At 59.9% G+C, this 20,374-nt stretch carries 19 protein-coding genes and 6 pseudogenes; 11 read left to right on the plus strand and 14 right to left on the minus strand.

Annotated features, from left to right (window positions below):
* The coding region (locus tag EN742_RS38585; RefSeq protein ID WP_210214416.1) for a hypothetical protein at window positions 1–382 on the minus strand (382 nt) is incomplete at its 3' end.
* 175 nt (window positions 383–557) lie between these two features.
* Between EN742_RS38585 and EN742_RS01260 the strand changes: the two are divergent.
* Window positions 558–779, plus strand: a pseudogene (locus EN742_RS01260) (IS110 family transposase); the annotation flags it as partial.
* A 501-nt stretch (window positions 780–1,280) separates the two neighbouring features.
* Here the strand turns inward: EN742_RS01260 and EN742_RS01265 are convergent.
* Window positions 1,281–2,380 (minus strand): annotated as a pseudogene (locus EN742_RS01265) (IS110 family transposase).
* Between the two features lie 123 nt (window positions 2,381–2,503).
* On the opposite strand from EN742_RS01265, the pseudogene EN742_RS01270 reads away from it, so the two are divergent.
* Window positions 2,504–2,640: pseudogene (locus EN742_RS01270) on the plus strand (IS6 family transposase); the annotation flags it as partial.
* Window positions 2,641–3,023: 383 nt separating this feature from the next.
* Window positions 3,024–3,377: a transposase gene (locus tag EN742_RS01275; RefSeq protein WP_128332276.1), complete on the plus strand. Its 354-nt coding sequence runs from the start codon at window positions 3,024–3,026 to the stop codon at window positions 3,375–3,377.
* 161 nt (window positions 3,378–3,538) lie between these two features.
* Here the strand turns inward: EN742_RS01275 and EN742_RS01280 are convergent, their stop codons facing one another.
* A complete protein-coding gene (locus EN742_RS01280; RefSeq protein ID WP_128332277.1) occupies window positions 3,539–4,087 on the minus strand; it encodes a cupin domain-containing protein in 549 nt (182 codons plus the stop codon).
* 174 nt (window positions 4,088–4,261) lie between these two features.
* Between EN742_RS01280 and hisD the strand changes: the two genes are divergently transcribed.
* The 5 genes from hisD (at window position 4,262) to EN742_RS39945 (ending at window position 8,545) form a co-directional block, all read left to right on the plus strand.
* Window positions 4,262–5,557, plus strand: a complete 1,296-nt coding sequence (gene hisD, locus EN742_RS01285) for a histidinol dehydrogenase (protein WP_128332278.1) — start codon at window positions 4,262–4,264, stop codon at window positions 5,555–5,557.
* Window positions 5,558–6,567: 1,010 nt separating this feature from the next.
* Window positions 6,568–6,996: a transposase gene (locus EN742_RS01290; RefSeq protein ID WP_189375092.1), complete on the plus strand. Its 429-nt coding sequence runs from the start codon at window positions 6,568–6,570 to the stop codon at window positions 6,994–6,996.
* 199 nt (window positions 6,997–7,195) lie between these two features.
* Window positions 7,196–8,053, plus strand: coding sequence for a hypothetical protein (locus EN742_RS01295; protein ID WP_245492218.1), 858 nt, complete (start codon window positions 7,196–7,198; stop codon window positions 8,051–8,053).
* Between the two features lie 4 nt (window positions 8,054–8,057).
* Window positions 8,058–8,426, plus strand: a complete 369-nt coding sequence (locus EN742_RS38965; RefSeq protein WP_245492219.1) for a tyrosine-type recombinase/integrase — start codon at window positions 8,058–8,060, stop codon at window positions 8,424–8,426.
* The gene (locus EN742_RS39945) at window positions 8,423–8,545 is read left to right on the plus strand and encodes a hypothetical protein (protein ID WP_281034924.1); all 123 of its coding nucleotides are present in this window, start codon (window positions 8,423–8,425) and stop codon (window positions 8,543–8,545) included. Before EN742_RS38965 ends, EN742_RS39945 begins: the two co-directional genes overlap by 4 nt.
* Before the next feature lie 329 nt (window positions 8,546–8,874).
* On the opposite strand, the gene EN742_RS01300 is transcribed toward EN742_RS39945, so the two are convergent.
* The 6 genes and pseudogenes from EN742_RS01300 to EN742_RS01320 all read right to left on the minus strand — a co-directional run.
* A complete protein-coding gene (locus tag EN742_RS01300) occupies window positions 8,875–10,071 on the minus strand; it encodes a Xaa-Pro peptidase family protein (protein ID WP_189375094.1) in 1,197 nt (398 codons plus the stop codon).
* 311 nt (window positions 10,072–10,382) lie between these two features.
* Window positions 10,383–10,604 (minus strand): hypothetical protein, encoded by a 222-nt coding sequence (locus tag EN742_RS01305; RefSeq protein WP_128332280.1) that lies wholly within the window; start codon window positions 10,602–10,604, stop codon window positions 10,383–10,385.
* 234 nt (window positions 10,605–10,838) lie between these two features.
* Complete coding sequence (locus EN742_RS01310) at window positions 10,839–11,390, minus strand: M24 family metallopeptidase (protein WP_128332281.1); 552 nt, start codon at window positions 11,388–11,390, stop codon at window positions 10,839–10,841.
* Window positions 11,391–11,601: 211 nt separating this feature from the next.
* Window positions 11,602–11,853: a hypothetical protein gene (locus EN742_RS01315; RefSeq protein ID WP_128332282.1), complete on the minus strand. Its 252-nt coding sequence runs from the start codon at window positions 11,851–11,853 to the stop codon at window positions 11,602–11,604.
* Complete coding sequence (locus EN742_RS37745) at window positions 11,850–12,017, minus strand: hypothetical protein (RefSeq protein ID WP_189375096.1); 168 nt, start codon at window positions 12,015–12,017, stop codon at window positions 11,850–11,852. Before EN742_RS37745 ends, EN742_RS01315 begins: the two co-directional genes overlap by 4 nt.
* A gap of 299 nt (window positions 12,018–12,316) precedes the next feature.
* Window positions 12,317–12,400 (minus strand): annotated as a pseudogene (locus tag EN742_RS01320) (sugar transferase); the annotation flags it as partial.
* 48 nt (window positions 12,401–12,448) lie between these two features.
* On the opposite strand from EN742_RS01320, the pseudogene EN742_RS38970 reads away from it, so the two are divergent.
* Window positions 12,449–12,766 (plus strand): annotated as a pseudogene (locus EN742_RS38970) (thiamine pyrophosphate-binding protein); the annotation flags it as partial.
* A gap of 915 nt (window positions 12,767–13,681) precedes the next feature.
* Here EN742_RS38970 and EN742_RS01335 read toward each other — a convergent pair.
* Window positions 13,682–14,863 carry a M20 family metallopeptidase gene (locus tag EN742_RS01335; RefSeq protein WP_128332283.1) on the minus strand — a complete coding sequence of 394 codons (1,182 nt, stop codon included), beginning with the start codon at window positions 14,861–14,863 and terminating at the stop codon, window positions 13,682–13,684.
* A 222-nt stretch (window positions 14,864–15,085) separates the two neighbouring features.
* Between EN742_RS01335 and EN742_RS01340 the strand changes: the two genes are divergently transcribed.
* Both EN742_RS01340 and EN742_RS01345 read left to right on the plus strand, forming a co-directional pair.
* Window positions 15,086–16,114 (plus strand): hypothetical protein, encoded by a 1,029-nt coding sequence (locus tag EN742_RS01340; RefSeq protein WP_128332284.1) that lies wholly within the window; start codon window positions 15,086–15,088, stop codon window positions 16,112–16,114.
* Between the two features lie 301 nt (window positions 16,115–16,415).
* Entirely contained in the window at window positions 16,416–17,006 is a 591-nt protein-coding gene (locus tag EN742_RS01345; protein WP_128332285.1) for a hypothetical protein, read from the plus strand.
* A gap of 302 nt (window positions 17,007–17,308) precedes the next feature.
* On the opposite strand, the gene EN742_RS37755 is transcribed toward EN742_RS01345, so the two are convergent.
* From EN742_RS37755 to EN742_RS38975, 4 genes and pseudogenes are all read right to left on the minus strand, one after another.
* Complete coding sequence (locus tag EN742_RS37755; protein ID WP_189375098.1) at window positions 17,309–17,494, minus strand: hypothetical protein; 186 nt, start codon at window positions 17,492–17,494, stop codon at window positions 17,309–17,311.
* Window positions 17,491–18,360, minus strand: a complete 870-nt coding sequence (locus EN742_RS01355) for an SMP-30/gluconolactonase/LRE family protein (protein ID WP_281034925.1) — start codon at window positions 18,358–18,360, stop codon at window positions 17,491–17,493. The genes EN742_RS37755 and EN742_RS01355 overlap by 4 nt, the downstream gene beginning before the upstream one ends.
* 322 nt (window positions 18,361–18,682) lie before the next feature.
* Window positions 18,683–19,522 (minus strand): mandelate racemase/muconate lactonizing enzyme family protein, encoded by an 840-nt coding sequence (locus EN742_RS01365; protein ID WP_189375103.1) that lies wholly within the window; start codon window positions 19,520–19,522, stop codon window positions 18,683–18,685.
* Window positions 19,519–19,872: pseudogene (locus EN742_RS38975) on the minus strand (NAD(P)-dependent oxidoreductase); the annotation flags it as partial. The gene EN742_RS01365 and the pseudogene EN742_RS38975, both read right to left, overlap by 4 nt.
* Window positions 19,873–20,374 lie beyond the last annotated feature (502 nt).

Below are 20,374 nucleotides of genomic sequence, written 5' to 3' on the forward strand. Positions count from 1 at the left end.
CCTCGAAAGCTAGTTCTGGCATTGCCCAGATCCGGTCGCTTAAGGCGCAGTAATCGGCAGCCTTCGCATTCACGCGACGGACGATTTCATCAAGGCTGAGAGGGTCGTTTTCCATAGTTACACTTACTCCGTGAGTGGCATGGCGAAGGCGGGCGAACGGTTGCTCAGCCCAGAATGCCATTGTTGAAGTTGGATTGAGTCGAAGACTGTGTTCATATAGCGATATAGCTGCCGCTTCGCTGACCGATGGTCCTTGTCCTCGTGTGAATGCTTTCCCATATATCCCTCTTTCATTGACGTAGAGGTCCGGGAGGATCGTTACCTCGGAGCGCAACCCCTGGTCAGCCTCGAAGGTAAGCCCCACGTAACGCAGCGACGGCAATGCCTTTCATCCTTACCCACTCGATCATTTCGTCTTATCAAATTAGGGCAGCAGGGCCGCAGATTGACAGCTCATTTGCTGCTTTCCGGAGCGCCTTTCTGCAAAAGCAGCCGACATGTTTCAGGATTTCGCAGCAACCAGGGCACTCACGGAAACATACCTTCGTCGCGCTCCCTATCTTCGGACGCTCTTCATCCAGGCCGCCCACGTCATCCTGATGCGACCACACAATTGGGAACGCTTTAGCTTCGGATCATGGCTGCAGAACGCAGCGCCGCGCCTTCACCGCAACAAACTTGCAACCGCACTGGCGAACAAGCTTGCCCGGATCGCCTGGAGCGTGCTGCGCAACAACAAACCCTTCGACATCCACCGTCACGAGGTCACGGCCATCTGAGCCAACGCGCCTCAACCACTTCGCGACTGAGAAAAGTATGGAACGGATCAATGAACGCGCCCAGAGTCTGGTGACCCTATTGGTTGCTCGCCAATCTGTCCGGTAATGAGACCAACGGTGCGCGCGTATTCCCCATCCAGGCCACGGCCCGCGAGCCGATCGACAGGCCGGATACATATGAGCGACTTCCGCTATCCTGCACGCCTCAGCAGCCGGTCCATACATTCGGGTCAGACGCTCTGTCACGAGATGCCGGACGGGGACGCCCACCCCGTCAGAGCGTGTCTGGATGGCGCCCGTTTGGCAATGGGATTGTTGATGACATTTGGCTTAGCGGGGCGGGTGCGGTCATGTCTCCGGCCTTTGAACGCGGTACTGCATGACCGCTGGCCTGATGTTTTACGCTGAAGCTGGTCCCTCTCACATTATCGCGCTTCGCTGACGCTAAAAAAACACCACGGTTTTCCAGTTCCGGCGGTCCATATCCGCTTTGGCTTCACATCATCTCATCATCACCGTGCCAACTGGAGGGCGAATAGTCTGAGCTGGTCGTCTATGCCGCCGCACGGCTGCTCTCTTGCTCCCGGGCTCATACGCCGTGCTCCTAACCATCACCGCCCAGGCGATTCGGGCCATCTTGTTGGCCAGGGCGACGACGACCACCTTGAACGGCTTCTTGGTCAGAAGGCTCCGGGCCCAGTCCGCCAGGGCTGTCCTGGTTTTGCCGGACTTCATGCTGTAGAGACGCCGCGTACGCTCCCACGACCAGCAGTTTGCGCAGGTGCCGTTGCCCATCTTGGAGATGGAGCCGAGCCTCGCCTTGCCACCGGCCGAGTGCTGCCGCGGCACCAGGCCGAGATAGGCGGCAATCTCCCGGCTGCCCCGGAATAGGCTGGCTTCCGGGATGCTGGAGGAGAGACAGGAGGCCACGATTGGGCTGATGCCGGGGATCGTGGCCAATCTGACAGCTCACCGGATCGCTGCGTTGGGCCGCCAGAATAGCTTTGTCGAGCTTGGCAATCCGCCTCTCGATCTCCAGAAGCATCGCCGCCAGAGGCGGAGCGCCATCCGGGCCGTGTCCGGCAGATACGGGTTGGTCTGGTCTTGAAGAGAGGCGATCAGCTGGCGCGTGTTGCGTGCACCCTGCGCCACCACGATGTCCAACTCTGCAAAATGACCACGCAGAGCGTTGATCAGGGCGGTCCGCTGTCCGATCAGCAGATCACGGGCTCCGTGCAGCATGAGGATGCTGTGCTGCTGGGGGCTCTTGATCGGCACGAAGCGCATCGAGGGCCGCGTCACGGCCTCACAGATCGCTGCCGCATCCGCAGCATCATTCTTCTGCCGGCCCAGACAGGGTTTGACGTAGGCGGGAGGGATCAGGCGGACATTATGGCCGAAGGCCATGAGCGAGCGCCCAGTGGTGAGCGGTCGCGCAGGTCTCTAACCCGATCAGGCAAGGGGGAACCGTGCTGAAGAAACCCGGTATCTGGCTGCGGCAGGAGCGCCCTGCGCAGGACGATCTTTCCACTCCTGTCCACGCGGTGCAGCTGGGAGACGTTCTTGGCGATATCAAGGCCGATCGTGGCAATCTCAGACATGATGAGTGGTTCCTCTCCGGTTCTTCAACATGCCTATTTTGGCATGTCTGACGCTAGTGGGAGGGCGCCATCCACGGCATCACGTCAACCCGAGTATTAGGCGAGGCGTGTAGATGGGCCGGCATGATCAAGTCCGTCAGCTACAAACGCCATCGCTTTCCACCCGAGATCATCGCCCACGCGGTCTGGCTCTATTTCAGGTTCCCATTAAGCCTGAGATGTTGCTGGAGCGCGGTTTTCTCGTCTCCTACGAGACAGTCCGCTTTGAAGTTTGCGCCGGATTACGCTCGGCGCCTCAGGCGGAACACCCCAAGTCGCCGCGACATCTGCAGTGGTGCATCGCGTCGGTCGGAGCGGACTTTGTCTAGCGAAAGGAGGACGTTCTGGATCTGTATGCCGAGCCCTACAGCACTGACCGGCCGGTCGTCTGCTTTGACGAGTTGCCGTTCCAGCTGCTCGCTGACAAACGCGCTCCCCAACCGGTGGCTCCCGGCCACTCTGCCCGGGTGGACTATGAGTACCGGCGGCAAGGCACGGCCAATTTGTTCCTGTGCTTTGAGACCCTTGGCTGGATGGCGGTACGTGGAGGTGACGGCACGTCGGACCAACCAGGACTTTGCCGAGCAGATGCGGGCGCTGGGAGATGATCATTATCCTGACGCCCGGTCATTGCGGTGGTTCTGGACAATCTCCGCACCCACAGCCCTGCCGCGCCCAACCTGCGGAGGCGCGCCGCATCGTGAAGCGGCTGGAGTTTCACTACACGCCCAAATACGGCAGCTGGCTCAACATGGCCGAACTGCAGTTCGCGATCCTCAGCCGCCAATGCTTGGGCCGGTATCTTCCGCACCGAACGGTGCTCCACCGCGAGATCGCCGCCTGGGAAGCCGAGCGCAACAGGACCAGAGCCAAGGCGCATTGGCAATTTAACCACCACCCAGGCTCGTTCCAAACTACGGTGGCTCTACCCTGCATAATCCCCCTGGCCAAGGACTAGTTCCAAGAGAATGGTAACTGCGATATTGTAGCGCTCACAGATTTCATGGGGCTTCCCATTGTCTCCTGCGACTACCAGATAAGAAAGCATATCTGCGTCAGTTTGGGAGCGTCGCTATATCATTCGGTGACTATTCTCACCGTAGTTGCAGCTGCCGCGGGTTAGTAAGTAGGCGGCGTGATCGCGCTGAGAATTTCGCTATAATCATCGTGAACGTTCCGGAACCGATGCGGTAAGCGGCTATCAAAATAGTAGCCATCGCCTGGCTTGAGGATACGCTTTTGATTTCCCACCGTGACCTCGACTGTACCCCCTAAAACCATGCCAGCTTCCTGCGCTGCATGAGTGAATTCCTCGCCGCTGTCGGCGCCGGGAGCGTATCGTTCGTGCAGCATCAACATCTGGCGGTTGGGATGATCCAAGCCGATGACGCGATACGAGATTGTGTCGAGTTTTCCGATCTCTAAAAGGTCGGCTGACGCATAGAATGGGGAATACGGAAGGCTTGACTGCAGATCGGAAAAGAAGCCTGTAAGCGTCGTACCAAGCGCGTCAAGCACGGCACCCAAAGTGTTGACCGAAGGGCTCATTTTATCTCGCTCAATGAGCGATATTGTAGAGTGAGATATCCCCGAACGGGCCGCTAACTCCCTCACCCCAAGGTTTCGCCGGCGACGCAGTTCGCGCAGTTTGCTCCCAATTTTTGCCATCGTCACTTCCTTGCATAATCTAATTGAGAATTCACTCGCGCCCTCCACGATGAAGTTGGCTTCGCCAGATGGCCGATTGATTGGTGACTATAATGAACATTTGTTGCTGGGCAATTGCCGGACCGCTCAGATTGCAAGATGCTGGCTGCGATCATCCCGCATTAGGAGGTTTTTATGACGTCGCGTCTCGAAGCGCTGAAAGGCAAGTTTACCCAGATCAAGGGACCCTCTCGGGATGCCGCTTCAGACACCGCGGCGGTCGAGAAGACCGTCAAGGAAATTATCGCGAACGTTCGCGAACGAGGAGACCCTGCGCTCCGCGAATACTCGCTGGCGTTCGACAAGGTTGATGTCACCAACTTCGAAGTCACCGAAGAAGAAAAGCGGCGGGCCGTTGCCGATCTCGATCCGCAGACGCGCGAAGACACCGAGTTTGCAATCGCCAACGTCAGGCGCTTCGCCGAAGCTCAACTGGCTACCATTCTGCCGCTCGAAATCGAGAGCCTCCCTGGCCTTCACCTCGGACACCGCGTCATCCCGATCGAGACTGTCGGCTGCTATGTGCCTGGTGGTCGCTACCCGCTCCTGTCGGCGCCGGTCATGACCATCGTACCGGCCAAGGTCGCAAACTGTGACCACGTCATCGCCTGCCTTCCGCCAAATGCCCATCCTGCCATGATTGCTGGTTGTCACCTTGCTGGTGCGGACCGCATCTTCCGCGTGGGGGGAGCCCAGGCAATTGCGGCCATGGCATACGGTACCGAGACCGTTGCAGCAGTCGACAAGATCGTTGGCCCGGGCAACGCCTTCGTCAACGAAGCAAAACGCCAAGTGTTCGGTCAGGTCGGCATCGACCAGCTCGCCGGCCCGAGCGAGATCTTCATCGTCGCTGACGAAACCGGCAATGCAGCAACCATCGCGACCGATCTGCTGGCGCAGGCTGAGCACGACGTCCGCACCCGTGTTGGGCTCGTGACGACTTACCGCAAGCTTGCTGAAGACGTTCTCAAGGAAGTCGAAAGGCAGCTGGAAGATCTGCCGACGGCGCCGGTGGCAGGCTCTGCATGGAAGGATTACGGCGAGATCACTGTCGTGGAAGACGAAGACACGATGATTTCCTATTCGGACTACATCGCGACGGAGCATCTGCAGGTCCACACACGCGATCCACAGGAAACCGCCAAGAAGCTTCGAAACTATGGCTCGCTCTTCATCGGTGAACTGGCCAGTGTCGTCTATTCGGACAAGTGCTGCGGTACGAACCACACCCTACCGACGATGGCCGCTGGTCGCTACACCGGCGGTCTTTGGGTTGGCTCCTACGTTAAGATCGCCACCCACCAGTGGCTGGACGAGCGCGGCGTTGCCGCGGTGGCTCCGGCTGCCATGCGCCAGAGTGCGACTGAAAAACTGGAAGGCCACCGTCGCGCCGCGGCGCTGCGTCTACCAAAGCAACTCGCCGCAGAGTGATCTAATCCTCCCAAGAGAGCCGCTGCGAACAAAGGGCCGTTAGCGAAACTTTTCGGCCTCTCTTCTAGAGCATTCTGCGCCGTGGGAGGGCAAAGAACGTTGCGGTCCTTCGCGTGAAGCACACGCTTTCAGCGCACGCGTAGAAGGTTTTGGTCTATTTGGGCGATAAATTCAGAGGAGGAATTCATGACGGCTGGTTATCCCGGAAAATTCGGCGAGAGCGATCAGCTCATGAAGAACTATCGGAGGATTGGAATACGAGCCGTCGCCGCAGCTTGCAGCGTCGCGGTACGCCGCCAAACCCACGACACGCCTGCAGTTGCGCGGTCTACCGGTGAAACCGAGCTCGATGCGTCGCAGCCTAGAGCATCTTTGATGAACACCGAGTCGTTTTGAGGACCTTCACGCGATAGGTCCTGTCTTGAATCACTGTCCCGGTGATTTGCGAGGAGGTGATGATGACGAGGAGCCTCAGCGCGGACCTTCGTGGGCGCGTGATTGCGGCCATTGAAGACGGGGTTTCGACGCGGGAGGCGGCGCGTCGCTGCCGGAGGAGTTGGGAATCCTCTATCGCGAGACCGGCGAGATGGTAGCGCGCAAGCAGGGCCAGCCGTCGCGTTCGAAGTCGATGCGCATGAGGCCTTCATCCTTGGCCTCATCGAGCACGCGCCGGACATCACGCTCGCCGAGGTCGGCGAGCGCCTTGCCGTCGAGTGCGGTGTTCGGGTAGCGCCGTCCACGGCTAGCTGTTCCTCGACCGTCGCCGCTTCACGTTCAAAAACGTATGGCCCGCCCATCGGCAAGAGTTTATTTCTGATGGCGGCTGGGCAGCATCAACGTATAGGGCGTGTCGGCTGATTGCCGTCGCCAAGATGGAGATCCGCACGCTCATAAAAGTCACGGGTAAGCGCCAAGCTGACCCCATCTGGCGCGGTTTGAGGTGATGAGCGAGAGATAGTGACACTGAAGGAGCTGAGGAGCTTGCAGTGTCAATTTCTATGTCTGCGCCTATGCCTGATGATAGGAGCTTCCATGTCCTTGAGGCGGTTGCGAACCGGCTGGACGCAAGTCCGCAGCGTCCGCGGCGGCGCTGGTCGGCGGAAGCGAAGGCTCGGCTGGTTGAAGAGTCCCTGAAGCCAGGGGCGAACGTGTCGGCGATCGCGCGCCAGGCTGGACTGGCGAGCTCGCAGCTGTTCGGCTGGCGGCGCAAGGCGATCAAGAGCGGTGCGGTCAGGCGGCAGCGAGATGCGGCTCGGCTCGGCTTTGTCGAGGTCACGCCGACAGCGTCTGCGTCGGTGGAGATCGAGCTGGGTGGCGTGGTCATTCGCGCCGGTGCCGATATCAATGAGGAGCAGCTGGTGCGGATCATCGGGCGGTTCGCCAGGCATGATCCCGGCCGGCGGGAAGGGGTTGGTCGCCAGTCATCCCGTCGATTTTAGAAAAGGTCCCGACGGCCTTCTGGCACTGGTGCGCGATGCCGGCTCGGATCCGTTCTTATGCGTCGGGCGAGATTATGTGGCGGAGCCGCCCTGACGCCCGGCAGGGCCGGCCAAACCCAGCTTGCCTCCGCCACATAATATTTCATGCCTCTCTCATGGGGCGCGGGATTCCCCTGCGCCACAATGCCGGAGGGGCAGAATGCTCGAGTTCTATTTTTCGTATTGTGGGGTGCTCAAGCACCTGCGCAGCGGCGCACTCGGTGGCGAGATGGATCGCCTCGCGAAGCATTTTTTCACGCTTGGTTATAAGCGAGCGACCGCCAAGATTTACCTGAGCCGGATTGCGCGCTTTAGCCAGTTTGCCGCGACGCGCTGTGGTCCGATGCCGATCCATCAGGATGTCGTCGATAGCTATTTGTGCACGTTTACGACGGATTCTCCACGCATTGGAGCAGTGTCGGCGCTGGGACACGCACTGCGAGTGGCTCCGGAGCGATTCATTGCCTCCGTTCCCAGTGTAGATGCTGACCCGGATGCTCCGCTTCTGGCTTCCTTTTCGGACTATCTGGGCAGGGTGCGGGGCCTGGAGCCGAAGACCCGCGAAGGCGTTCTTCTGGGCGGCCGCCGCTTTCTGGATTGGTTCCGCCATCACCATCCCGGCCAAGACCTCGAGGCGTTGGCGGCCGAGCACGTCCTCGCTGCCGTCGAGCATCGGCTGTCGCTATCGGCGACCTCCGGCACCCGCACGGCAGCGACTTCTCACATCCGAACATTTCTTCGGTTTTTGTGTTGGGCTGGCCACCATGACCAGGATCTCGCCGGCGTCGTCCCAAGGACGCCTCATTGGCGTTTGGCGCATTTGCCACCGCGCCTTGCATGGGATGACGTTCGGCGCGCAATCGATGCGATCGGCGCAACGACGCCGGTCGACATCCGCGATCGAGCCGTCCTGCTGCTACTCGCCACCACCGGCATTCGCAACGGCGAGCTCCGCGCCATTCAGCTGCAGGATATCGACTGGCGAGGTTTTTGTCCGGCGCACCAAGGGCAAGCGTGATCGCGTGGCGCCGCTCCTCGAGGAGACCGGCGCCGCGCTCGCCGACTACATCCTGCGCGCGCGACCGAAGGTGGATAGTCCGTATCTATTCCTGTCCTTCACGCCGCCCTTGGGACCGTTCAAGTGCGCGTCGCCTGTTTCGAGGATCGTACGGAAGCGGTTGCGGCATGGCGGGATCGAACTCGGGCGGGTCGGAGGTGCGCATCTTCTGCGCCACAGCCTTGCCACCCAGCTTGTCAGGCAGCGAAGGCCGATCAACGAGGTCGCCGATCTTCTCGGGCACCAGAGCATCAATACAACGGCGCTGTACGTAAAGGTCGCAACCTCGCAGCTCGCCGAGGTCGCACTCCCCTTTCCGGGAGGCGTCGCATGACCGCCTTCGCCCGATTCCTCGGCGAGAAGGCCGAGCGGTACATCGAGTTCTCTTATACGCACGAAAGGGCGGGTATACGCACGAAAGGGCGGGCCACCGATCTCAGCTCCGGAACATGACGTCTAATAGCCGGCGACTGAGCTGCTTTGGCGAGAGCGCGACGAACCGGAAGACTGGCTCGTGCGGCTCAACAGATCCACCTGGATTGCGCGCTTCGCAAAAACTGAACAGCGATTCCGCTAATTCCCGGACAGAAAGTATCGGAGAAGACCGACGGGCGCCTTAGGCGCCCGTCATGTAGCGTAAGTCTCCTCATCAGCCAGATCAGCGCCAAGCCGTTTGCCGTAGCGCGGTGTTAACTGACGCGTTCGTCCTGCACTGGCGGGCGGGTTATGGCTGCTCAACGCGGCTGGTGCAGCGGCATGAATTCTAGTGTAAATCTCCGCAGTCAGGTCAAACTAAGCGGCGTAGCAGATAACCGTTCGCAGCCGGTTTCGGTAACTATAAACGGCTCTCCCAAGCACAACTCCGTCGTCACGTCGCCTTCTTTGACAGCCCAATAGGAAACTAGGAAGAAAGTCATGTTCCGTTCAAACACATGGCGGTCGCTTTCCATGATGCGCAGGGTGTCAAGCCAAGTGGGAGGGTAACCAAGCCCCGTGCCGTAGCCATTATGGTTTCCCAGTTTGTACAGCCCAAACTGCTTGAGGATACGATTTATCTCACGCGCCGTGTCTGCCGTAGAAACGCCCGGTCGGATCATAGAAATGGCTGCTTCCTGAGCTTGGACAAGCTCATCGAATGTCTTTCGAATTTTCGCCGTCGGCTCGCCACCAACCCACCGTGTCTGCACACCGACTGCATGATACCTGTAGCGTGAACCGCCGGGTTCGATTGTCACGGCCTCATTGGGCAATATGCGGCGATCCACGGCGTGGCCATGTGTCCATGAAGGCAAGCGAGGTCCGCTGGCGAACGGAGGAACGATGGCAGGCACGTGACCGCCCGCCCTGAACATGCCTGTGAGAGCTGCAGCAAGAACCTCGGTTTCAAGCACGCCCGGACGCAGCGCCTCGAACGCCCCTGCGTAAGCAGCATCAAGTACTCTTCCTGCTTCCCGCATGTAGACCACTTCAGCGTCTGATTTGAGAATCCTTAGTTCAGTTATCAGGTCAGAAGCGTCGACCAACGAAGGCAACGCTTCGTTCAGCCGTTTATGGTAGAAGGGCAAAAGGGCGTGCGTTTTTAGCTCGATACCTATGCGCTTGCCGTCCCCTAGGACGCCCCGTTCCCGAAGCAAATCGACAGTGATCGCAATCGGGTCGTTTGCGGAATCGTCCTTCCAAGTCCGAACATCCCCAACGTATGGCAGTCCCCGGACCATATGTTCATCGGCGGTGCGAACAAATACGGTAATCTCTGGACTATCGGCAGTCAGGATCGCAGTCTGGTAGATCCAGTAGCCTGTCTGCTCGTAACCGAAGAGGTAAAACATGCTTTCTTGATGAAATATCAGGAGAGCGTCAAGTTTCTCCTCGGCCATCCGCTTGCGTACCGCATCAATCCGCCGCCTATATTCGCCATTCGTGAACGGAAGTGGCATGCCTATTATCGATGAGGTTTCTTCCGGTGCAAATCTTGTCATTGAGTTTCCCATGTAGATCCTAAGCCCCAGTTCCCGCGGGACAAAATGCAGGATGATGAGACGATAAGGGGTCCTCCACGACTGAGAAAGCTAGCTAGCACCGGATGGTGATAATATTCACCGCCAAAAGTTAATACGTCGTAGAATTTACCGCAATGGCGTAGATTGGACGAAATTGCTGGGCGTTCGGCCCCTTCTTGTTGCCATAGCGTAGCGATCAGGCCTATTGAAAGCCGACTTTGGAACCTGACGGTGACGTACGGATATTCATAATTGTCCAACCCAACAAAGAAGTCGCTTGTCTAGTATTTTCACCGACCTTGATCGATTCGAGATCGGGCCGGACCTAGTCGTAGTAGCGCGGGTTGGCGCTCGACCACGACCAGCCGGTCGGGTTCATGGGACACCAGCATGAAGGACCGGTGCCGATGCCGATCGCCTCGCTCGGCGAGGTCGGGCTCCGGCGTCATGTCGGTCGAGAGGCGGGTGAGACCGAAATAGAGCAGTTCGGTGAGCAGGTATTCCGGATTCACGCGCGTCAGCAGCAGGTTGAGCTTGGCGGCGGTCTGCTCGACCGAGATGTGCAGCGTGCCGCCGCCGCGTGGCGTGCCTTGCGCGCGCCCGCTGGAAGGCCAAGACCTACACCTAGGCCTGCGCTGGTTGCCAGGAGCTGGCGGCGGTCGGGTATCGGGGAACGCATGGGCGGGCTCCTTCAGGTCGGCGGGACCGGGAGACGATATCGGCAGCAGAGAGATGGGGCAGGCTCATCATTTCAGCAGCGGCCCGTCGAGGCCGTCCACGGTGAGCACCTCGTGGCCGTCCTCGGTGATGGAGACGGTCGCGCTATGGGCGATACAAAAGACGTTCTTCTGGCCCACGGATGAGATGACGTGGAACACCATGCCGGGCCGCAGCTCGGCGGTGTTGCCGCGCATTGGGTCGATGGCGTTATGCTGAACCCAGTTCGGCGGAAAGCCGATGCCGACCGTGTAGGCGGCGCGGCCCTTTGAGGGCTGCACGATGTCGAAGCGCTCCATCGCGGCGCGCTGTGCCTCCCAGACGTCGCAGGCCCACACGCCGGGGCGCATTTGCGCGAGTTGCGCCTTGTGCGCCGTCGCGACCGCCTCGGACAGCCGGCGCTGCTCCTCGTTCGCCGCGTAGTTGACGGTCCGATAGAGGGGGGAATGGTAGCGGTGTCGCGCCGCGGAAAATTCGAGAGTCGTCGGGGTGCCGGCCGCGATGGAATCGCCTTGCCACGAGGAGTGCGCGCGGCCGGTCTGCGCGCCACTGAAAAGGATGATCGGCCAGGTCGCGGCCATTCGCCGCCGCGAACCATCTCCGATGCCATGACCGCGGCAACGTCACTGTCGAGGATGCCAGGCTCAATTACCGCGACTCCGGCGCGCATCGCCCGCGCGGTCGCGCCAGCGGCGCTGCGGTGACATGCGATCTCCCAGGCGGACTTGATCAGCCGCTGGGCACTGAGAAAGCTGCCGATCTCGACGGTCTCGGTGCCGCGCAAAGCCCCTGTCACATTCGCGAACTGCGCGGGCGAGATGAAGATGCCGTCCTGCTCGATGCCAACCTGCCATGGCTGCCCCGCTCCAGGGCGAGCCTCCCGACTATCGACAGGCTGTCAGCCAACCCGTCGTCGCCGAAGGCGATGAAATCCGCGGCCGTCGTGCGATCCTTGATTTTGAGGTACTTGCCCTCGTCCGACTGCCTTGTGACGAGAACGGGCTTGCCTGCCGAGGGCACGATCAGCGCCGTGACCGAGGTCATCGCGCGCGTGTAGTAACCGGACAGGTATAGATATCGTCGGGCGTCGTGATGATCGCGACCCCGATGTCCTGCTGCCGCGTTTCGCGCAGCACGAGATCAAGGCGCCACTCAAGCTCCGAGAGCGATACCAGCTCGACATCCTTTTGGTTCGCAGAAGGGGACATGGTGGCGCTCCTCAACCTTCGGGCGGGTCGGGGTTGGTCAGGTAATGGGCAAGCGCCCGCGCGAGCGCCTCGACGTCCTCTGCATGAACCGTCTGCGGTTCATCCGAGAGCTCAATAGCCCCCCTGCGCTTGAGGCGTTTCCCGGTTGGACATCTACAGAGATCATTTTACGGCCCTCGCGGGCTGAAATGCTCTGATTTTGGCCGAATTCGAGGCGAAGTCTGCGTTTGATTAGGCATTTCGGAGATTCCAGGCTCCCGGCATTTCGGCTCTATCGGCGATCTACAAAAAATAGAAATATAGTCCGCTGCCGGGCCGTAGAGCTCAAGCTCATCCTTTACCACTGGCCTGGGGCCGACCATGCTCATGTCGCCGCGCAGGATAGGAGTCCTCATCGCAATACGCAGAACCCGACGATCGGCGGGCCGGCGCTGGTCAATTGCCTTGTCGCCAACGACGTGCGCCACGCCTTCTGCGCTTGGGCGAGAGCTATCTCGCCGTTCTCGATTCGTTCCACGCCCCCCTGTCGCGCTGACCGTGTGCCGCCAGGAAGGCGGCGCCGCCGTGATGGCGGAGGCCGTCCGCAAGCTGACGAGTAGGCCGGGCGTCTGCATGGTGGCGCGCGGCGCGGGCGCGACCAATGCGGCCGCTGGTTGCATGTCGCCATGCAGGTTTCGACTCCGATGATCCTGTTCATCGGCCAGGTCGAGCGCGGCTTCCTCGAGCGCAAAGCCTTCCGGGAGGTCGACTCCCCGCGCTTCTTTTCGCTCTCTCTCGCTCTCTCCCTCGCTCCCTCTCTCTCTCTCCCTCGCTCTCTCTCTCTCTCTCTCTCTCTCTCTCTCTCTCTCTCTCTCTCTCTCTCTCTCTCTCTCTCTGGAAACAAGCTGCCGAGATCCGCGATGCCGCGCGCATTCCGGAATACACCAACCATCCCTTGGCGGTCGCGACCCCTTCCAAAACTGGCAGAGCCACGCTGATCGAGGAGAATGGTCGGGTGTCCCGCCCCACACTCGGCATCGTATTGGGGCCGAATGCGTTCGCCGCAGCCCTCGACCGGCTCGGGCCCGCGATCGGCGCGGGCCGGGCGCGCGGAAGCGGCGCATGCCGAATTATGTCGCCGTCTCCGATATTTCCTGCCGAGACGCCTGGGCGGGTGCAGATGAGGGAGGTGATGCGCATCGCCACGGCGCGGGTACCGGAGGACGCGACCCTCTGCACGCGGGCAACTTCGCGACCTGGGTGCACCGCCTCCGGCACGCAGCTCGCGACGACCTCGGGCTTGATGGGCACGGTTTCCCGGCGGCGCTCGGCGTCGAGCGCCTATACCCCGAGCGCCCCCAGCGCCGTTATGCTCGTCGATCCAAAAATCGCCTCGTCGCCACCACGCTCCGCATATTGGCGAAGGCATGCGAAATGTGCGAGCGCGCCAGGGAAGCACGATTAATTCATCCTCGATGAAGCTGTCCGCGAGCGGCTGGTCGCAACGACGGTGGATTTCAACAAGCGACACCCCAAACCGCGAACGCAAGCGACTGCTTGCCCACGTCATCGAGAAACCACTCTCGTCAAGCTGCGCGGATGCCGCACGGCTCCTTCCTCTGCGGCACAGCAGCAAGCACTGCTTTCCTCAGGCACCTTTCTCTCAGTTGCTTGGAAAGATGCCTTTAGGAATGCAGGAGCTCCAAACAATACCGGATAGCCAGCTCTGTTGTCGGCACCAAAATTTCGTCGGAGGCTCCGAAAGTGGGCGTGTGAACGCCGGATTCGTTGCCTGGCTCTCGACTGCCAAACCAGAAATAGATGGAAGGCACGCAGCTGGAGTAAAAGCCGAAGTCATCGCTGCCGGTGCTCGCCGCTCCTTCGACATACTTTTCGTCGCCCACGGACTGGATGACAAGCTGCCGGAAGCGTTCGACCATCGTGGCATCGTTGACCACGGGAGGGTCGCCCTCTTGCGAGGTGAAATCCGCCTTGCCCCGATGCATCGCGGCGACACCCTCAGCTATTTCGCGGACGCGACGTACCAACAGCCGCCGCCGCTCGGGACTGGCTGTTCGGATCGTTCCAGTCATGACGACCGACGGGCAGATAATGTTCCTCGCCTCGCCCCCGTGAATAGTGCCGATAGTTACGATCGCGCGATCGTCAACCGGCATTTCCCGGGACACCACCTTCTGCACCTCATTGATGAAGGCGCCCGCGATTGCGATCGCATCCACCCCAGCATTCGGCTTCGCACCATGCGCCATGGTGCCAATAAGCTCGACCTCAAATTTGTCGGCTGAATTCATCACAGCGCCCGCCCGTGCGCCGTACGATCCTGCGGGAATATCCGTGCGAACGTGAAACCCAACTGCGGCATCAAACCCGTCGAGCAGCTTCTCTTTCACAACAGTGCGACCGCCGACCGGTTCCTCTTCTTCCGCAGGCTGAAAAAACACACGCACTCTTCCGGAAAAGTTCTCTCGCATACTGTGAAAGGCAAGAGCCGTGCCCAAGGCGATTGACGCGTGGATGTCATGGCCGCAAGCGTGCATCACACCAGGTACCTGCGACTTGTATGATAGGTCGTCGCGGCTTTCCTGGATGGGCAGGGCATCAATGTCCCCACGCAATGCGATCGAACGATTTGGCCCGGCAGCAAGGCCTTGAATATCAATGTAGACGCCGGTCTTGTGGAACGTCTTCGCTTCGGCCAGGCCGAAGGTTTCCAGCGTTTCGATGATCCTCTTTTGGGTCTTCCACTCGCTATTTGAAAGTTCCGGTTCGCGATGCAGGGCATGACGCATCTCGATCACCGCTTCCCGCTCGACTCCGGAAAGTAAGTTGTTGGTAAGGACCTTCATTCTGATCTCGCGGTCGCTTTATTTTCACCGTCACAATCTGATGCAAACTAGCAGCGGCCAACTAGCGAAAAACCCTGATATGAGCACTCACCACGCAGGGTTTCTGCAAATCCCCGAGGAAAGATGCGCCCTTCACTATCTGCAAATAGCCTAGCGTGAGCCTGCTTCTTCACCGAATCGGTCGCAATGTCGAGCGGCACAAGAACAATCAGGAGGATTCGCATGGCTATAAGATTGCTTCACCAGACCGACCTGTTTCGTCCCTATATCGATCCGGACGATCACTGGGACATTGCCTGCGTCTATGCTCTTGCCGCATCGGGCCAACTCGAGCTCGGCGGCGTACTGGTCGACTTCCCGCCCGATCACTATCCGGGCCGCAGTCCGGACATCACCGGTATTGCGCAGCTAAGCTACCTCACTGGGTTTCCGACCCACATGGCGGTCGGCTCCTCCGTTCCCTATACGCATGACCGGGCGGCGCTTGCTGCTCTTCCCAGGCGCGACCGCGCCGGCGCGGAGTTCCTCCTCCACTATCTCCGCGACAGCGAAGGGCCGGCCTGTATCAGCATCGTCGGCTCCTGCCGCGATCTCGCCATTGCAGCCAAGCTTGATCCGGATCTCTTCCGCAACAAATGCGCCGGGATCTACCTAAACGCGGGCACCGGCCATCCCGATGTCGTGATGCAGGGAGGGATAGAGTACAATGTCGAGCTTAATGCGGCTGCTTACGCCGCCACGTTCGCTATACCGTGCCCGATATACTGGATGCCATGCTTCGAGAACATAAGGCAGGAGGCGGAGGGAAATGTCGAGCGGTTCGGTACTATGTACCGTTTCAACCAGCGCCACGTTCTGTCAAAGTTCTCGCAAGCGCTGCAAAGCTACTTCACCTATTCCCTCGAAGGGCGAACAGATGCGCGCTACCTACAGCCGCTGCTGGCGCCGCAGAGCGATGTACCGAGTTTCGTGACTCTTCGTGCCGATCGCGAAATGTGGAGCACCGCTGGCTTCTTCCACATGGTATCTCAGGCCGTGGACAAGGCGGGCAACATTATTCCAAGTTCCAACAAGGACGATGCGGTTTTTGGCTTCCGTCCCGTCGACATCAAGTGCGATCCGAATGGGGCGACGACGTGGACGGATGCCGGTCCGGAGTCAAATCGGTTCTTGTTTGAGGTGAAGGATCTCGATAGCTATGCCAGCGCCATGACTGTTGCCATGACGACGCTACTGGGGAATATTCAGTAGTCTTAAGCCGAAACAGTATTCGCCAACTCGAAGCCTTTCCGTCGCTCTGACTGTCGCAAATGAGTGGTCGGGTTTTGGGCGAGGTAGCGGCGGCCGTTGCCGCGAAGCGACGATCGGCGCTATCTACCACGTGCTATCCTGACTGCGTTGCGGCGCAGACAGGAAGCTGGTGGGCAACGAACCACCCGGTTGTCCACCAGCCTTCCGGCCCACGCCTCAAAGATGCGAAATGCCGTCGCGACCACGCACCGCTAAGTCAAACCTCCATCGTAAGCGGTTATCATCGCAACATGCGATCCGAGTGCTCCATCATCGCGCGTCGAAGACACCCGGCAACAAGAGGCACAGCCTTCGCTATGGCGGCGATGTTCGCGAAGCGCTGGTGGTGTTGTGGGATGCATCGAAGCGGCTGTGTTCCAAACGGCTGCGGCCGTTGATACCTGTCTTGTTGCCAGCGCTTGAACGGGATGGCCGGCTAGAGCTCGATGCCGCGCTCCGCAGCAAGCTGCTGACAATGTGCCCGGCGAACGATGGATCGGCTTTTGGCGGAGGTACGTGGTGTGGCTCGCGGCGGCCAGCGCCGGCAGGAATGAGTTCGGCGGTTCGCCGATCGGTGCCGGTGCGCACCTTCGGGGACTGGAATGATCCGCCGCCCGGTTACGTCGAGGTCGATTTCGTGACGCATTCCGGCACATCTTCGTCCGGCTTTGTGCAGACGATGGTTTTGACCGATTTTGCCACGGGGTGGACCGAATGCGTTCCTGTCCTCACGCGCGACAGCGGCGATGTGATCGTGGCGATCAAGCAGGCCCGCTCGTTCTTTCCCTGGCGTAGATTTCGACAACGACAGCGCCTTGATGAACGAGTTCGTCGTCTCCTGGTACCGAAGTGAGGAACTGGAAGTGACGCGCTCTCGCGCCTACCGAAAGAATGACCAAGTGCATATGGAGCAGAAGAATGGCGCCATCGTGCGTCGTCTGGTGGGTTGGTCGGTTTGTCGGCGCGGAGGCAACCGCCGCCCTTGATCAACTTTATGCTGCGGTGCGGCTTTACGGCAATCTGTTCTAGCCGTCATTCAAGCTTCAGGAGAAGACACGGATCCGCGCTCGTGTGATCAAGCGCTATCATCCACCAGTTCCGCCTGCGGCCCGTGTCCTTACACATCCGGGTGTGGCCGAGGCCGACAAGCAGCACCTACAGGCGATGATGGAAACCGCCGATCCCGTGTTGCTGTTTGCTGGTATCCGCGCCGCGCAGGAGGAGCTTGGACGGCGGGTCGATCGTCGTGGCCTGAATGCGAAGATTGAGGAGCCGGCCGTTATCGATCTCCAGCGCTTCGCCGCGAATCTGAAGACGGCCTGTTGTGCGGCAGTCGATCACTCGACTGCAAACAGCCCAGAGCTAAAGTCTGCAACTGAAGGGCAGTCGGCCAGCCTGACCACCTCAACGCGGAAGAGGTTGCCGGACTCGGGAAATCGAAGAAGTTCATCAGACGATTGCCTGGTTCGCCGTGAGGTTATGAACAGCGTTCTCAGATCTTCGCCGCCAAGTGCCACACAGGTCGGCGCTATACTCGGCATATCAACGCGATCTGTGAGGTGACCGTTTCCGTCGATACGAACGACACAGCCGCCTTGTAGCCTGGCGCTCCAGTAGCCCCCTTCAATGTCCACGGTGGCGCCATCAGGCGATCCCGGGGCGATGTTCGGGCCTGCCAGCGGGCCTAACTCGGCAAGACCCGCAAATTGCGGAGCCAAGGCGAAACGCCGGATGGTGCCTTCCGTTGTGTCGGTGAAGTACATTATCCGGCCGTCGGGCGAAAATGCCAGTCCGTTGGCGGCTGCTACGCCGCTGAAGAGCGTAACGACCTCGCCATTGGGCGCAATGCGATAGACGCCTCCGACTGGCTCACGGCTCTGTTCATTGTATGTGCCCAAGACGATTCCACCGTAGGGGTCGATCGCGGCGTCGTTGACACGGGTTTGCGCAAGATGCGGCTCGATTTCGGCCACTTGTGAGAAGTCGGTGAAGGTTGGCTCCGTGATGACTATAGACTTAGGAAAGCCGAGCACGAAGCCACCACGCGCGCGTGGAAAGACGAACGCCGCACGATTGGGAAGTTGCCGCACAGCCGCAACTTTCCCGTTGTCGTCCCAGCGGAACACGCACTTTCCTTCGATGTCAGTCCACCAAAGGCTCTGGTCCAATGCGCTCCAGTTACATCCTTCGCCTAGGAGGTTGCGCAATCGATGGCCGTGTACGCATGATGAAGCCGCATTTACTTTGCGCTCTGCATATTCCAGGTCCGAAGTTCGGCAGGATCGACAGCGAAGGGTTCGAGTTTTTCGTCATTGAACCACCACCCCATGTCCGGGTGTCTCAAATGGGAAGGCCACTCCGTTCTCGAGGCGAAGTTCTGTCTGAAGCACACCATCTCGGAGAAGCTCCCGCCGTGTACGCATTCGAGGATGTCCGCGTTGTCGATCGCACACATCACCGCGATGGACAATTCGGACATGTAGTGGGGAGCCATGGTGCGGTGGAAGGACGCGGACAGATTGGCGATCTTCAGCCACTCGCTGATACCTCCGACGCGGCACACGTCTGCTTGGACGACGTCGACGGCGTTGGCCTGCAGATATTCGGCAAACTGATGCCGCGTATATAGGCTCTCTCCGATCGCAATGGGCAGCGAAAACGGCGCAGGTCGGCGTGCCCGCGAATATCCTCGGCATGGAGAGGCTCTTCGATCCAACCAAGGTTGAACGCGGCTATTTTCTGCAGTCGGTTCATGCAGTCAGCGACATTCCAGCGCTGGTTGGCATCGACGAACAGTCGTCGCGTAGGACCGATCAGCTTCTTCACGGATGTGATACGATTGAGATCTTCTTCCGCGTTGTCCCGACCGATTTTGATCTTCACCGCCTTGTGTCCCTGTGCCAGGAATCCTTCGACCTGGTTGAGTAGAGCGTCGCTGTCGAGATAGAGGTCTATGCCACTGCCATAGGTGGGGATACTGTCACGCCGCGCGCCGAGCAGGCGGAATAGTGGAACGTCGTACCACTTGGCCGCAATATCCCAGAGCGCGATGTCGATCGCGCCCAATGCGAGAGTGTTGATGCCCCCGGTGCCGCTGCGATGCAATTGGCCATAGAGGAACGACCAAAGCCGTTCGATCTGTCGCGGATCTTGTCCGACAAGCATCGTTCGGCAATAATCATCGATCAGGGCGAGGATGGCGCTTCCGCCGATCCCCGTCGTGTAGGCAAAACCCTCACCAACGATTCCAGCGTCTGTGGTCACGCGGGTGATGATGAATTCGAGGTTCGCGACTCGGTGTGTGGCGTCCTCCCAGGAGACCGTCGGCGGGATGTGATAGATGCGCGATGCGACATCGATGACTTTCAAGGCACGGTCCTCCCCGCCATTGCGAGAACTTCGGGGTTCGACAGATTGCCAGGCTTCCCGGCCAAAAGCCGCTGCAGATTTTGCACAATGCTGCGGGTTTGACGTACACGCATCTCTTCGGTCCACGCGGCGATATGAGGCGTCGCAAGGACGCGCGGATGAGTAGCAAGCGGATCCCTCGCCGAAGGCGGCTCCGTGTCAAAGACGTCTAGCGCGGCCCCAGCGATCTGTTCGCGATCCAAGGCCTGTACTAGCGCGCCAGTGTCGATAAGGCCTGCCCGACCTGTGTTGATGAGATACGCGCCGCGCCCCATCCGATCGAGCTGGTCTGCGCCGATCATGCCGCGCGTTTGTGAGCCGCGCGTGCAAGGTTACAATTGCGGAGCGTCCCAGAAGTTCGTCGAGTGAGATCGGTTCGACCCCGAGTGTTCTTAACTCGGCGCTATCGACGTAAGGATCGTGGACGATAGTGCTCATGCCAAAGCCGGAAAACTTTTCGGCGACGACACGGCCGATTGCCCCAAAGCCTACGATGCCGAGTGGGCGACCATGCAGCTCGATGCCCGTGAATGCGAGTTGCGGAGAACTCGCGCCGCGACCCCATACCGTACCGCGAAAAAAGTCCTCTCCGGCGTCGAAGTCGGGCGAGCGGGACCTAATCCATGCACCGGCAGGGATGAGGTGGCGAGTGAGCCCCAGCGCAAGAGCAACCGTGAACTCTGCAACCCCGTGATCCGTTCGCCCGAGAGTGTGCACTACAGCGATCCCCCGCGCCGTGGCGGCCGCCACATCGATGTTCGCTTGCGGGGCCGAGCGTACTGATAGGATGACGCGAAGCTGTGGTGCGGCGGC

The organism is Mesorhizobium sp. M4A.F.Ca.ET.020.02.1.1 (genome assembly GCF_004022645.1).
Classification (GTDB): Bacteria; Pseudomonadota; Alphaproteobacteria; order Rhizobiales; family Rhizobiaceae; genus Mesorhizobium.

Excerpts from the sequence above, each read along its gene's own strand:
- EN742_RS01280 (WP_128332277.1), bottom strand. The coding sequence starts at position 4,087 with ATGGCAAAAATTGGGAGCAAACTGCGCGAACTGCGTCGCCGGCGAAAC.
- EN742_RS01340 (WP_128332284.1), top strand. The coding sequence starts at position 15,086 with ATGGCTATAAGATTGCTTCACCAGACCGACCTGTTTCGTCCCTATATC.
- EN742_RS01315 (WP_128332282.1), bottom strand. The coding sequence starts at position 11,853 with ATGACCTCGGTCACGGCGCTGATCGTGCCCTCGGCAGGCAAGCCCGTT.
- EN742_RS39945 (WP_281034924.1), top strand. The coding sequence starts at position 8,423 with ATGACCGCCTTCGCCCGATTCCTCGGCGAGAAGGCCGAGCGGTACATC.
- EN742_RS01310 (WP_128332281.1), bottom strand. The coding sequence starts at position 11,390 with ATGGCCGCGACCTGGCCGATCATCCTTTTCAGTGGCGCGCAGACCGGC.
- EN742_RS01295 (WP_245492218.1), top strand. The coding sequence starts at position 7,196 with ATGCTCGAGTTCTATTTTTCGTATTGTGGGGTGCTCAAGCACCTGCGC.
- hisD (WP_128332278.1), top strand. The coding sequence starts at position 4,262 with ATGACGTCGCGTCTCGAAGCGCTGAAAGGCAAGTTTACCCAGATCAAG.
- EN742_RS01290 (WP_189375092.1), top strand. The coding sequence starts at position 6,568 with ATGCCTGATGATAGGAGCTTCCATGTCCTTGAGGCGGTTGCGAACCGG.
- EN742_RS01275 (WP_128332276.1), top strand. The coding sequence starts at position 3,024 with ATGATCATTATCCTGACGCCCGGTCATTGCGGTGGTTCTGGACAATCT.
- EN742_RS37745 (WP_189375096.1), bottom strand. The coding sequence starts at position 12,017 with ATGTCCCCTTCTGCGAACCAAAAGGATGTCGAGCTGGTATCGCTCTCG.
- EN742_RS01335 (WP_128332283.1), bottom strand. The coding sequence starts at position 14,863 with ATGAAGGTCCTTACCAACAACTTACTTTCCGGAGTCGAGCGGGAAGCG.
- EN742_RS01300 (WP_189375094.1), bottom strand. The coding sequence starts at position 10,071 with ATGACAAGATTTGCACCGGAAGAAACCTCATCGATAATAGGCATGCCA.